Annotated in this window: 12 protein-coding genes; 9 read left to right on the top strand and 3 right to left on the bottom strand. The window is 64.5% G+C overall.

Annotated features, from left to right (window positions below; translation table 11 throughout):
* Positions 1–4: 4 nt before the first annotated feature.
* Positions 5–307, bottom strand: a complete 303-nt coding sequence (locus MLB1_RS12545) for an urease subunit gamma (protein ID WP_180750369.1) — start codon at positions 305–307, stop codon at positions 5–7.
* Positions 308–499: 192 nt separating this feature from the next.
* On the opposite strand from MLB1_RS12545, the gene MLB1_RS12540 reads away from it, so the two are divergent.
* On the top strand, positions 500–1264 hold the full coding sequence (locus MLB1_RS12540; RefSeq protein WP_180750134.1) for a sensor domain-containing protein: 765 nt from the start codon (positions 500–502) through the stop codon (positions 1262–1264).
* The gene (locus MLB1_RS12535; RefSeq protein ID WP_180750133.1) at positions 1261–2073 is read left to right on the top strand and encodes a sensor domain-containing protein; all 813 of its coding nucleotides are present in this window, start codon (positions 1261–1263) and stop codon (positions 2071–2073) included. Before MLB1_RS12540 ends, MLB1_RS12535 begins: the two co-directional genes overlap by 4 nt.
* Positions 2074–2207: 134 nt before the next feature.
* On the opposite strand, the gene MLB1_RS12530 is transcribed toward MLB1_RS12535, so the two are convergent.
* Positions 2208–2618: a PaaI family thioesterase gene (locus MLB1_RS12530; protein ID WP_180750132.1), complete on the bottom strand. Its 411-nt coding sequence runs from the start codon at positions 2616–2618 to the stop codon at positions 2208–2210.
* Positions 2619–2826: 208 nt separating this feature from the next.
* Complete coding sequence (locus tag MLB1_RS12525; RefSeq protein WP_255485929.1) at positions 2827–3516, bottom strand: iron reductase; 690 nt, start codon at positions 3514–3516, stop codon at positions 2827–2829.
* Between the two features lie 279 nt (positions 3517–3795).
* Here MLB1_RS12525 and MLB1_RS12520 point away from each other — a divergent pair, with 279 nt between their 5' ends.
* From MLB1_RS12520 to MLB1_RS12490, 7 genes are all read left to right on the top strand, one after another.
* The gene (locus MLB1_RS12520) at positions 3796–4203 is read left to right on the top strand and encodes a BlaI/MecI/CopY family transcriptional regulator (RefSeq protein WP_180750130.1); all 408 of its coding nucleotides are present in this window, start codon (positions 3796–3798) and stop codon (positions 4201–4203) included.
* 14 nt (positions 4204–4217) lie between these two features.
* Positions 4218–5183, top strand: coding sequence for a M56 family metallopeptidase (locus MLB1_RS12515; protein ID WP_180750129.1), 966 nt, complete (start codon positions 4218–4220; stop codon positions 5181–5183).
* 87 nt (positions 5184–5270) lie between these two features.
* The gene (gndA, locus tag MLB1_RS12510; protein WP_371750612.1) at positions 5271–6737 is read left to right on the top strand and encodes an NADP-dependent phosphogluconate dehydrogenase; all 1467 of its coding nucleotides are present in this window, start codon (positions 5271–5273) and stop codon (positions 6735–6737) included.
* A gap of 15 nt (positions 6738–6752) precedes the next feature.
* On the top strand, positions 6753–8189 hold the full coding sequence (locus tag MLB1_RS12505; protein ID WP_180750127.1) for a GuaB1 family IMP dehydrogenase-related protein: 1437 nt from the start codon (positions 6753–6755) through the stop codon (positions 8187–8189).
* Positions 8190–8293: 104 nt separating this feature from the next.
* The gene (locus MLB1_RS12500; RefSeq protein ID WP_180750126.1) at positions 8294–9643 is read left to right on the top strand and encodes a hemolysin family protein; all 1350 of its coding nucleotides are present in this window, start codon (positions 8294–8296) and stop codon (positions 9641–9643) included.
* 5 nt (positions 9644–9648) lie between these two features.
* Positions 9649–10704, top strand: coding sequence for a hemolysin family protein (locus tag MLB1_RS12495; protein WP_180750125.1), 1056 nt, complete (start codon positions 9649–9651; stop codon positions 10702–10704).
* Positions 10705–10794: 90 nt separating this feature from the next.
* The gene (locus MLB1_RS12490) at positions 10795–12990 is read left to right on the top strand and encodes a malate synthase G (RefSeq protein WP_180750124.1); all 2196 of its coding nucleotides are present in this window, start codon (positions 10795–10797) and stop codon (positions 12988–12990) included.
* Positions 12991–13151: the final 161 nt, after the last annotated feature.

The raw sequence follows: 13151 nt of genomic DNA, 5'->3' as shown, positions 1-13151 counted from the left end.
TGGCTCATCCGATCGGGTGGTGAACGGTAACGAGTTTGGTGCCATCGGGGAAGGTGGCCTCCACTTGGACATCCGGGATCATCTCGGGCACACCGTCCATGACGTGGTCGCGCCCCAGCACCTCACGTCCGCTGACCATCAACTCCGAGACGGTCCGGCCGTCGCGGGCACCTTCGAGGAGATGGTCGGCGATGATCGCGATGGCTTCGGGGTGGTTGAGGCGCAAACCCCGAGACTGGCGTCGCCGTGCCAATTCCGCGGCATAGGAGATCAGCAGCCGTTCCTGCTCGTGCGGGGTCAATCGCATAAACGGCGATCCTGCCACGATCTGGGCCACGCGGCATCGTCGGCGTCGTGAGGTGCGTGAAACAGTCCGCAAGCTGCACCCGCGCTCGATGGCAACCATGTAACACTAGGCACCAGCGATCCGATGTAGCCATGATTTGGGTCGATATGCGTCTGAATCGATATGCGTCTGAATCGACAGGGAGGGACTTGGATGCGTCACGTGTTGGCCGCCGGATGGCTTGGCCTGGCAGCGATACTCGCAGTGAGCTGTAGTACGGACTCCGGTGGCATCAAACCGCTACCGGTCGGTGCGACCGCGACATCGACTGCCTCCGATCGCGCGCAGGACCAGGCGATCGCGAGCCCTAAGTCCAGTGCCCCACCGGTCACGACCTCGCTGGAACCGCCTCCGCCGGTGCTCGTCACGCCCGACAAGGCGGACTCGATCCTCATTTCCGCCGATGACGTCGGCAGACTGGTCGGATCCCCGCTGACGTACGAGTTCAAATCCACTAGTCCGAGCGACTCGGCCGCGAGCGGTAAATGTCAGGCACTCGCGGGGTTGCGTAGCGAAAGCCTCGGCGAGGAATGGACGACCTACCGGGGTTCTCGCCTACAGGAAACGGAGAAGCGGTACGACCACATCGTGTGGCAGGCCGTCGTGCTGTTCCCCGACGCGAAGGCTGCGGCGAGTCAGCTTCAGGCGGCGTATCCCCCGTCGCTGACTTCATGCCAGGACTCCCGCCAGACCGAGGGCGACACCGAATGGCGAATCGGCGAATTCACGAACAATGGCACGAGTGTGAAATGGGTGCGACAGGAGCTTCAGGACGGAAAGCCGGCCGGATGGCGTTGTTTCTACGACTACCGGGTCAAGAACAACGCGCTTTTCGGGGGTCTGCTGTGCCAAAACGGCAATGGCGCTCCGATAGTCACCGCGATCGTCGACCGCATGGCGGAATGGATTCCGGCATGACCGCGACCAAGAGCACGGCAGGGGGTCTGATGAACAGCACAGTGATGGGGACGAGGGTGCGGACATTGCTGTGTGCGACGGCGATCACCGCGCTGGCGCTGACCGGATGCTCCGGCCAGAAGCAGGCTACCGAAACATCGACGCTCGCATCGACGACCTCACGGTCGGTGAATGCGCCCGCTCCGGCCCCTACGAGCAGCGGTCCGGCCGGTCTCACGGGATGGCCGGGGCAGGACAAGATCACCGAGGAAGCCATGGTGTCGGCGCTGTTCACCGACGAAGAGATTGCCAAGGTTTTCGATACAAGTGTCGCCAAGACGAACAAGCGGGACAAGCCCTTCACGGCCACGGAGTCCGACAACGCGAGTTGCAATGTGACACAAGCGCTGACCGTCGAATCTGTGGGGAAAGAGTACGAGACGTTTCGCGCGACCGAGATGCTGCTCGGAGACAATGCCAAGAACCCCGAAGCGCAGGTCTATCAAGCGATCGCGGCATACCCGGATCAGAAGGCCGCACAGACGCAGTTCGTGAAGGCCGCTGACGAGATCAAGGAATGCGACGGAAAGACCTACAACTTCACCGATCCCGGCGGACAGAAGGTGCCCGTGACGGTGTCGGTCTCGGCGTCGACCACCAAGAAGGTGAATTGGGCGCTCGTGTACGGCCCGAGTAAATACCGCTGCTTTGTGTCGTTCAACGGCGTTGCGAATGTGATTGTGCAGACGCAGGTTTGCGCACAGAGCAACTCAAAGCAACTGGTGCAGAAGATGGCCGACAGGATTGTCGACAAACTGCAGCTGAGCTGACAAGACTCCCGGATCCAAGTGGGGACTCGGATCCGGCAGGGGGGACGGAGATGGCGGCCCGACCATCGGGGGGCTGGCCGCCATCTCTCGAAATGAGCTCGGGTGGACGCACGGGGGTCGCGTCCACCCGAGTCTCACAAGTTCTGTAGGCGCACCTGCCCGCGCGCGATCGTCCGATCCTCGTCATCGGTGATGGTGACGAGCCACAGCTGCTGACGGCGGCCTCGGTGTATCGGGGCGGATGTCGCGGTGAGCGTGCCCGACGAGATGGCGCGCAGGAAGTCGGTGTTGTTGTTGACCCCGACGACCGCGCCTTCCTCGCCCAGCGCGTTGGCCCGCCAGACAAATGCGGACACACTGGCCACGCTCTCGACCACCGAGCAGTACACGCCGCCGTGCACGATCCCGTTGGGTTGCAAGAGGTTTTCGGTGATGGTCAGAGTGGCGGACACTCCGTCGGGTGTGAGCGATGTGTATTCGAGCCCCACGAGCTTGTCGAATGGCGCCCTGTCCATCGCCTTGAGGATCTCGGGAATGTCAGACATGCACCCTTTCTTATCAGACCGGGTTATCAGACGGGGTCGCGGAGAAACCAGATGCCCGATAACGAAGAAGGACCTCATGTGCCGAAGCACATGAGGTCCTTCCTTCGTATGGACCGGGGGTCTCTGCAGCCCTCAGGACTCCGCGGCGGTCCGGGTGTCTTGTCGCGCTGTAGCGCGTTCGACATGTTTAAGGATAGGCAAGGCTGCCCTAAATTGCAAGCCCTTTGTGGCGGACCGGCAATCCGAGGGTCACGAATCGGTCCAGGATCGCCTGGCCGCGCCGCATTCCGTCGGTCTCGCTCGAGCGCGCCAGCAGCGGAACATGGGTCGCCGCCCCCACCACGGTCGATCCGACCAGCTGCCACATCTGCCCGATTTCCATTGCGCCGGAACTGATCTGCGACAGCCGCGTGAACAACGGGGCCAGTGTGCGGTGGCACCGGTGCGCGGTCCATGCGGCGAGTGCGTCCTCGCCGGGAAAGACCACGACCTGTCCGCGGTCTCTATCGGGGTCGTCGGGCAGCACGCGCAGCGTCGGGTCGACGACGCCGGCCCAATCGATGCATCCCTCGGAGTCGAAGTAGACCCATAAATTCCCGAGCCCCGGATCCCAGGCGCGTCCCTCCAAGACGACCAGCGCCACCAATCGGCCGACCACGGTGTGGACGAGGGCGTCCGCGAGCTGATGGACGGCGACCGCATCGCTGCCGGTCTCCTCGATGGCGCGGGCGTACATCTGCTCAAGGCGATCGGTGTTCAGTGCGCGCGCCAGCGGCCACCATCGGCGGCGTCCGACATCGGACATCACGGCGACACCATAGGCACGTGGGCATTCCGGGTACAGCTCACGAAGCCGGGCGCTCGATTCGTGCAGTGCCAGTGATTGGCGGATGGACATCCCCGCGATCAGCGGATCATCAATGGCCAGCGTCACGATTGGCAGCCTCCTTCACGTAGACAAGATAGGTAAGCCTAACCACATGTAGGATGACATTGCCAGGTGCGGGTGTTGTGAGAGCCCTCACCAAAGCTCCTGATCATCGGGCTGTGCCGGTAGATACGGCCCACATGGTGAGATCGATTCGGCGGCCGGAACAAAGGTCGTACCCCGGATCGTTGGCTGTCAGGATCAGTACGACTCCATGTAGTACGGCATTGCGTCGGAGGTGAACGTAGAATGTTCGGAATGGCACGCCTGGGCGAACTTGAACGCGCGGTGATGGATCATCTGTGGTCCTCCCCCGAGCCCCAGACTGTCCGCCAGGTCCACGAGGCACTGTCGACACGGCGCGACCTTGCCTATACGACCGTGATGACCGTCCTGCAGCGCCTCGCCAAAAAAGATCTGGTGGTGCAGCATCGCGATGACCGTGCGCACCGCTACGCGCCTGTGCACGGCCGTGACGAACTTGTTGCGGGCCTGATGGTGGACGCGCTGGCACAGGCCAACAACTCGGGCGCCCGCGAGGCCGCATTGGTGCACTTCGTGGAGCGTGTCGGCCCCGATGAGGCCGACGCATTGCGCCGGGCTCTGGCCGATCTCGAAGCGAAAGATCCATCTGCTGGCGGTCGCCCCACCCCGTAAGGGACACTAGTGATGTGTCCGCCGTGGCGTTTGCGATCCTCGCGCTGCTCCTGACCGGTCCTGTACCGGCATTGCTTGCGCATGCGCAGTGGACCTACCGTGCACCACGTGCCGCCATGGTCTTGTGGCAAGCCATTGCCGTGGCCGCTGTGCTCTCGGCATTCAGCGCCGGGCTGGCGGTGGCGAGCAGGCTTCTCGTCCCGGGCCCAGACGGCCACCCGACTGCCACGATTACCGGCGAAATCGACCGTCTCGGTTGGGGTTTGTGGCTCCTCTACGTGGTGGTGTTCGCGATCACCATTCTCATCGGCATCCGGCTGATGGTGTCGGTCATTCGGGTCGCTGTCCGTACCCGCCGCCGTCGTGCCCGCCACCGGGCGATCGTCGATCTGCTCGATCACAGCCGATATTGCGAGAACTGGCGTGGCGGCTACGACATCCATCGCCGCCGGGATCACGACCTGCGGGTGATTGAAGTCGACGAGCCACTCGCCTACTGCTTACCGGGTGTACGCAGCCGGGTGGTCGTCAGTGAGGGAACGCTGAGCACGCTGGGGCACAACGAGGTCGCCGCGATCGTCGCGCACGAGCGTGCCCACCTGCGTGCGCGTCATGACCTGGTGCTGGAGGCATTCACCGCCGTCCACGACGCGTTCCCCGTGATCGTCCGCAGCAGGAATGCGCTGGACGCGGTCAAACTGCTGGTGGAGCTGCTGGCCGATGATGCCGCAGTGCGCACGGCGGGGCCCACACCCCTGGCACGTGCGCTGGTCGCGTGTGCGGGCGGCCCAACGCCGGTCGGCGCGATGGCCGCGGGTGGACCCACCACGCTTATCCGGGTCCGCCGCCTGGGCGGGCGCGGAAACAGTCTTCTCCTGTCGTGCGGCGCCTATGCCGCCGCTGCGGCGATATTGGTGGTGCCGACGTTGGCTGTCGTCATCCCATGGTTCACCGAACTACAGCGTCTGTTCGGTAGATAACCCACGAGTAGGTGACCCGCGCTCGCGGGCCGAATGTGCCTGCGCGAGAATCCGTGGAGCACAACACGTCAACGAAAGGATGTGCCGGTGACGGCTGCAGAGGGCGCTGCGCGCGGAAGCGCGCAAGGATTGGCACAGATCGGCGTGACGGGTTTGGCCGTCATGGGCTCGAACATCGCGCGGAACTTCGCACGGCACGGATATACCGTCGCCTTGCACAACCGGTCGGTCGCGAAGACCGACACGCTGCTGGCCGATCATGGATCCGACGGCAACTTCATCCGCAGTGAGACGGTCGAGGAGTTCGTCGCGGCCCTCGAACGCCCGCGCCGCGTCCTGATCATGGTGAAGGCCGGCGACCCCACCGACGCGGTCATCGAAGAGCTCGCGGCCGCGATGGAGCCCGGTGACATCATCATCGACGGCGGCAACGCGCTGTACACCGACACCATCCGTCGTGAGGCCGCGCTGGCCGCTCGCGGGCTGCTTTTCGTCGGCGCCGGAATCTCGGGCGGCGAAGAGGGTGCGCTGAACGGTCCGGCCATCATGCCGGGCGGCCCGGTCGAGTCCTACAAGGCGCTGGGTCCGCTGCTGGAATCCATTGCGGCCCAGGTCGATGGCACGCCCTGCTGCACCCATATCGGCCCGGACGGTTCTGGGCATTTCGTGAAGATGGTGCACAACGGTATCGAATACTCCGATATGCAGCTGATCGGCGAGGCCTACCAGCTGCTGCGTGACGCGTTGGATATGTCGGCACCGCAGATCGCCGAGGTGTTCACCGACTGGAACGGCGGTGAGCTGGAGAGCTACCTCATCGAGATCACCGCGGATGTGTTGGCCCACACCGATGCCAAGACCGGTAAGCCGCTGGTCGATGTCATCGTCGACGCCGCCGAGCAGAAGGGCACCGGCCGCTGGACGGTGAAATCTGCCTTGGACCTCGGGGTACCGGTGACGGGCATCGCCGAGGCGGTTTTCGCCCGTGCGCTGTCCGGTTCACGGCCGCAACGTGCCGCCGCCGCAGGGTTCACCTCCGGAGCGCTTGGCCAGAAGCCGAGCGATGCAAAGCAATTCGTCGAAGACGTGCGGCAGGCCCTGTATGCGTCGAAGATCGTCGCGTATGCGCAGGGGTTCAACCAGATCGCCGCGGGCAGTGCCGAGTACGGCTGGAACGTCCATCCCGGTGACCTGGCCACCATCTGGCGAGGCGGCTGCATCATTCGAGCGCAGTTCCTCAACCGCGTCAGGGAGGCGTTCGCCGACGAGCCGGACCTCGCCACGCTGATCGCCGCACCGTACTTCCGGGCCGCCGTCGAAAACGGAATCGACAGTTGGCGCCGCGTCGTGGTGACGGCCACGCAGTTGGGAATTCCGGTTCCCGGTTTCGCCTCGTCGCTGTCGTACTACGACGGTCTGCGCACCGATCGCCTGCCCGCCGCCCTCACCCAGGCCCAACGCGACTTCTTCGGCGCACACACCTATGAGCGTGTCGACTCCCCCGGCAAGTTCCATACGCTATGGAGTGGTGACCGTTCGGAAGTGTCTGCCTAACAGGGCGGTTGGCTCATGAGATTTCTTGACGGGCAACAGCCGCCATACGACCTCACCTACGACGACGTCTTCGTGGTGCCGAACCATTCGGATGTCGTCTCGCGCTTCGATGTCGACCTGACCACCGCCGACGGCACCGGCACCACGATCCCGATCGTGGTCGCCAATATGACGGCGGTGGCAGGACGGCGGATGGCCGAGACCGTCGCTCGCCGTGGCGGTATCACGGTGTTACCGCAGGATCTTCCGGTGCAAGCGGTGGCGCAGACCGTCGAGTTCGTCAAGAGCCGTGATCTGGTCTACGACACCCCGGTGACCCTGGCGCCGGACGATTCGGCCGGCGAAGCGATGGCGCTGATTCACAAGCGGTCGCATGGGGCCGCGGTGGTGGTCGAGCACGGCAAGCCGTTGGGGCTCGTCACCGAGCTGGCATGTACCGGTATCGATAGGTTTACCCGTGTGCACGACATCGCGGCCATCGACTTTGTGACAGCTCCGGTGGGGACCGATCCGCGGGCAATCTTCGATCGCCTGGAGGGTGCGCACATCCCGGTTGCGGTACTGACACGTCCGGACGGAACCATGGCGGGAATCCTCACCCGCACCGGGGCGATCCGGGCGGGTCTGTACACCCCTGCCGTCGACACGAATGGGCGCTTACGCATCGCCGGTGCGGTCGGTATCAACGGAGATGTCCGGGCCAAGGCGACCGCTTTGGTGGAGGCCGGGGTGGACCTGCTGGTCATCGACACCGCGCATGGTCATCAGCAGAAGATGATCGAGATGCTCACCTCGGTCGCGGAGTTGTCGCTGGGTGTGCCGATCGCCGCGGGCAATGTGGTGTCGGCCGAGGGTACCCGTGATCTGATCGAGGCCGGTGCCGGCATCGTCAAGGTGGGCGTGGGCCCGGGCGCCATGTGCACTACCCGGATGATGACCGGGGTGGGACGTCCACAGCTCTCGGCAGTCATCGAATGTGCAGCCGCGGCAAGGGAACTCGGTGCGAACGTGTGGGCCGACGGCGGGGTTCGTCATCCGCGGGATGTTGCGCTGGCGCTCGCCGCGGGTGCCGCCAATGTGATGATCGGTTCCTGGTTCGCAGGCACTCACGAATCTCCCGGAGACCTGCAGCTCTCGGCCAGCGGCCGCCGCTACAAGGACAGCTTCGGCATGGCGTCGAAACGCGCGGTGGCCGCCCGCACCTCGGGCGACAGCGCCTTCGACCAGGCACGCAAGACCCTCTTCGAGGAGGGTATTTCCACCTCGAGGATCGAATTGGACCCGCAACGTCCCGGTGTCGAGGACCTGATCGATCACATCATCTCGGGGGTGCGCAGTACCTGCACCTATGTAGGCGCACGCACGTTGGCCGAGCTGCACGAGCGGGTGGTTCTGGGTGTCCAGTCCGCCGCCGGATTCGCCGAGGGACGTCCGCTTCCCGAAGGTTGGTGACCGCCCTCCGCGACGGTTGAGTACCTGCCGGCCACCTGCACCGTTACCATGAGCCTCACGCCGGTCACACCGTGTGACCACTCAACTTAAGGGGCCCGCCAGCGGTGACGGTCTTACTCACCGGGCTGAGCTTGCTTGCGTTCGTCGCCCTGACCGCAGGGACCGCGCTCTTCGTAGCGGCAGAGTTCTCCCTGACCGCGTTGGAACGAAGCGCCATCGAGGCCCGTGCCAAGACCGGTGACAGCCGGGACAGGATGGTCAAACGGGCGCACGGCACGCTGTCGTTCCAGCTGTCGGGGGCCCAGCTCGGTATCACCATCACCACGCTCGTCACCGGCTACCTGGCCGAGCCGGTGATCGCGCGCCTGCTCACGCAGTTGTTCGGCTACACCGGAGTGGCGGTAAGCAGTGCGATATCGCTGGCGCTGGCGCTGATCATCGCCACCTCGGTATCGATGATCTTCGGTGAGCTGGTCCCCAAGAATTTCGCGCTGGCCCGCCCCATCTGGACCTCACGCGCCACCTCGGGTCCCATGGTGCTGTTCTCGGCGATGTTCAGCTTCGCGATCCGGGCATTGAACGGCATCGCCAATTGGGTGTTGCGCCGCATGGGTATCGAACCCGCCGAAGAGCTGCGGTCGGCGCGATCACCGCAGGAGCTGGGGTCGTTGGTGCGAACCTCGGCTCGCAGCGGCGCGTTGGACGAAACCACCGCGCTGCTGGTCGACCGGTCGCTGCGATTCGGGAGTCGCACCGCCGAGGAGCTCATGACGCCGCGCACCGAGATCGAATCGCTCGAGGCCACCGACACGGTCGCCGATCTGGTCGCCCTTGCCGTCGACACCGGCTTTTCTCGATTCCCGATCACCGAAGGCGATCTCGACGCAACGATCGGCATCGTCCACGTCAAGCAGATCTTCGAGGTGCCACCGGGTCAGCGCGCCACGACCACGTTGGCCAGTCTCGCCCGGCCGGTCGCGGTGGTGCCCTCGACCCTCGACGGTGACGCGGTGATGGAGCAGGTCAGGGCCAACGGTATGCAAACTGCGCTGGTGGTCGACGAATACGGAGGCACCGCAGGCCTGGTGACGGTCGAGGACATGATCGAGGAGATCGTCGGCGACGTCCGGGACGAGCACGATGACGCGACCCCCGACGTGGTGTCCTCCGGCGGAGGTTGGGTGGTATCGGGTCTGCTGCGCATCGACGAGGTCTCCGCGGCGACCGGTTACCGGGCCCCCGAAGGTGAGTACGAGACGATCGGCGGCCTGGTGCTGCAGGAGCTCGGCCACATCCCGACGGTCGGCGAGACTGTCGAGTTGTCGGCGGTGGTGCCCGACCATCCGTTTGCCGAACTGCCGCGATGGCGTGCACGGGTGGCGAGTATGGACGGACGCCGGATCGACCAGATCGAGCTCACCGAGATGACCGACACCGCCGGTCGGGGGGCATGACCACGATGGGTGGCGACATACTAGGTGTACTCCTCACCGCGGCATTGCTTTTGGCGAACGCCTTCTTTGTCGGTGCCGAATTCGCGCTGATCTCGGCCCGCAGGGACCGGCTGGAGGCGCTGGCGGAGGCGGGCAAGAAGCGCGCGGTCACCGTCATGATGGCCGGCCAGAAGCTGTCGCTCATGCTTGCGGGCGCCCAGCTTGGCATCACGATCTGTTCAATTCTGTTGGGCCGCATCGGAGAACCGGCCGTCGCCCACCTGCTTGAGAAGCCGTTCGAGCTGTTGGGCGCGCCCTCTGCGGTGACGCACACCGTCGCGTTCGTGATCTCACTGTCGATCGTGGTGCTGCTGCACGTGCTGTTCGGCGAAATGGTGCCCAAGAACATCGCCATCGCGGGCCCGGAATCGGCGGCCATGCTCTTGATTCCGCCGTACCTGGTCTACATCCGGTTGGCGCGGCCGCTGATCGGCTTCTACAACTGGTGCGCCAACGCCGTGCTGCGGCTCGGCAAGGTGCCGGTGAAGGACGAACTTGAGATCACGGTGTCCACCGTGGAGCTATCGGAGATGATCGCGGAGTCGCTGTCCGAGGGCCTTCTTGATGAGGAAGAACACACCCGGTTACGTCGCGCATTGCAGATCCAGCACCGTGTGGTCGCCGACGTGGTCGTGCCCGCTAACCAGATTCGATCGATTGCCGTATCGGGCGCCGCGCAGGGGCCTTCGGTGGCGACCGTGGAGCGCGCGGTGGCCGAAACCGGGTATTCACGATTCCCAGTTATTGGACCCGGCGGGGATTACCTGGGCTATCTGCACATAAAGGACGTCTTGACCATGGGCGACGATCCGGAAGCGATCGTGGACCCCGCATTCATTCGGCCACTGCCTCGGTTGCACGGTTCGGTTCCGCTAGCGGAAGCGCTGTCGACGCTTCGCCGCAGCAACAGTCATCTGGCCCTCATGTCGACCACCGACGGGAGCGTCGTGGGCCTCGTCACACTTGAGGACTTGGTGGAGGATCTTGTCGGCACCGTACGTGACGGAACGCACCGCATTTAACGCGGTTTCGAGGTTGATCGCTACCAGTGAGTAGGATCAATATCCACCGAATCGCACCAGAGCGACCGACCAAACTCAGAAGGAGCTGCGATGAGTGATCGCGTCGATGTTGGCAACCTGCGCGTGGCACGGGTGCTGTACGACTTCATCACCAATGAGGCGCTGCCGGGCACCGGTGTGGATGCCGACGCGTTCTGGGGCGGGGTCGACAAGGTAGTCGCCGATTTGGCTCCGCGGAACCGGGAGCTCCTCGAGCGACGGGACGACCTGCAAACCCAGGTCGATCGCTGGCACCGGCTGCGCGCACTCGAGCCCCTGGATCATTCGGCGTATCGGGAGTTTCTCACCGAGATCGGGTACCTCGTTCCCGAGCCCGAGGATTTCACCATCACCACCGCCAACGTGGACGACGAGATCACCACAACGGCCGGCCCGCAGCTGGTCGTTCCGATCCTGAACGCCCGCTTCGCGCTCAACGCCGCCAACGCGCGCTGGGGCTCGCTGTACGACGCGCTGTACGGCACCGATGTCATCCCGGAAGCCGATGGTGCCGAGAAGGGCTCGTCGTACAACAAGATCCGCGGAGATAAGGTCATTGCCTACGCCCGCGAGGTCCTCGACGGTGCCGCACCGCTGGCGGCCGGAACGTGGAAGGACGCGACCGGCCTGAAGATCGACGAGGGGCAGCTGCTCATCACACTGGGCGACGGTCTCTCGACAGGGCTCAAGGACCCCGGGCAGTTCATCGGCTACACGGGCAAGCTCGGGAAGCCGCAATGGTCGGTGCTGCTGGTCAATCACGGTCTGCATCTGGAAATCCTGATCGACCCCGACTCCCCCGTCGGATCCACCGACAAGGCCGGCATCAAGGACGTCGTGCTGGAGTCGGCGATCACCACGATCATGGACTTCGAGGACTCGGTGGCCGCCGTGGACGCCGAAGACAAGGTGCTCGGGTACCGAAACTGGTTGGGGCTCAACAAGGGCGACCTGGCAGAGCAGGTCTCCAAGGGTGGCAAGACGTTCACCCGGGTGCTCAACATGGACCGCGTGTTCACCACCCCGGACGGTAAGGGCGAACTGACCCTGCCCGGCCGCAGCCTGTTGTTTGTCCGCAATGTCGGTCACCTGATGACCAACGACGCGATCGTCGACGCTGAAGGGAACGAGATCCCCGAGGGCATCCAGGACGCGTTGTTCACCAGTCTCATCGCCATCCATGGGCTGCGCTCCGGTAAGAAGAACGGCGTTCTGAAGAACAGCCGTACCGGGTCCGTCTACATCGTGAAGCCCAAGATGCACGGCCCCGAAGAGGTGGCGTTCACCGCCGAACTTTTCGGCCGCGTAGAAGAGGTGCTCGGACTTCCGAATGCGACTCTCAAGGTCGGCATCATGGACGAAGAGCGTCGTACCACCGTCAACCTGAAGGCCGCCATCAAGGCCGCCGCCGACCGCGTCGTGTTCATCAATACCGGCTTCCTGGATCGCACCGGCGACGAGATCCACACCTCGATGGAGGCCGGGCCGATGTGCCGCAAGGCCGTCATGAAGTCGCAGCCGTGGATCCTGGCGTACGAGGACCACAACGTCGACACCGGACTGGGCGCCGGCCTGGCGGGTAAAGCGCAGATCGGTAAGGGCATGTGGGCCATGCCCGACTTGATGGCCGATATGGTCGCGCAGAAGATCGCGCAGCCTCGTGCAGGGGCCACCACCGCCTGGGTGCCTTCCCCCACCGCGGCCACCTTGCACGCACTGCATTACCACCAGGTCGACGTTAAGGCGGTGGACCAGGAGCTGGCCGGTAAGCACCGCGCCGAACTGGATTCTTTGCTCACCATCCCGCTGGCCGAGTCGCGCCGCGACTGGACGGCAGAGGACATCCGTGAGGAGATCGACAACAACTGCCAATCGATCCTGGGCTACGTCGTCCGCTGGATCGATCATGGTGTCGGCTGCTCCAAGGTCCCGGATATCCATGATGTGGCGCTCATGGAGGACCGCGCCACCCTGCGTATCTCCAGCCAGCTGCTGGCCAACTGGCTGCGTCACGACGTGATCACCGAGGACGAGGTTGTCGAGGGCCTCCAGCGGATGGCTCCGATTGTCGATCGGCAGAACGCCGGCGACAGGGACTACAGCCCGATGGCCCCGGACTTCGACAGCAACATCGCCTTCCAGGCCGCCAAGGAGCTCATCCTGGAAGGTAAGGATCAGCCGAACGGATACACCGAGCCGATCCTGCACCGCCGCCGCCGCGAGTACAAGGCAGCGGCGGCCAAGTAGCGGATGGCGGTCTGACATGCCCCAATCCCCCAGCGACGCTGGGTACGGCGCCATGTCGATTTGGGTGCGGTTTGGTTGCGCGTGCCGTGGTAACGGTGCCCTGGGACAGTAGACTCGGGCGGACGCGGGGCGGGTCTCGCAGTAGCCGAAAGACAGCACGA

Source organism: Mycobacteroides sp. LB1 (genome assembly GCF_013449725.1).
Taxonomy (GTDB): Bacteria; Actinomycetota; Actinomycetes; order Mycobacteriales; family Mycobacteriaceae; genus Mycobacterium.
Note: the sequence above shows the minus strand (reverse complement) of the source record. Positions and strands in the feature narration are given on the sequence as shown.